Consider the following 242-nt stretch of genomic DNA (forward strand, 5'->3'; position numbering starts at 1 on the left):
CATGCTTCATATTGCTGCTGCCATTCCTTCAGTGCCCAATTATAAGCAAAGCGCGCGCAACCACTGGCTCGAGCCATGTAGCTTCGTTGTTTATTGTTTAAGTCTAGAGCTATTTTGTGAGCAACAATCATTGCGATGCCTCTACAGCTTGACGGACATTCTCTAATAACCTTTGATTTTTTCTCGAACGACTTCCATAAAGACGAGCACTAAAGACAGTAATAATTTCTAAAACATCTTTG

The 242-nt window shown here is 40.9% G+C and carries 1 protein-coding gene and 1 pseudogene; both read right to left on the reverse strand.

What is annotated here, in order from left to right; genetic code table 11:
• The coding region (locus tag ACFIM8_RS09390) for a helix-turn-helix domain-containing protein (RefSeq protein ID WP_375614860.1) at nt 1-131 on the reverse strand (131 nt) is incomplete at its 3' end.
• A pseudogene (locus ACFIM8_RS09395) lies at nt 128-242 on the reverse strand (IS607 family transposase); the annotation flags it as partial. The pseudogene ACFIM8_RS09395 and the gene ACFIM8_RS09390, both read right to left, overlap by 4 nt.

The sequence above is a fragment of the Bartonella sp. AC535YNZD genome, from assembly GCF_042196625.1.
Classification (GTDB): Bacteria; Pseudomonadota; Alphaproteobacteria; order Rhizobiales; family Rhizobiaceae; genus Bartonella.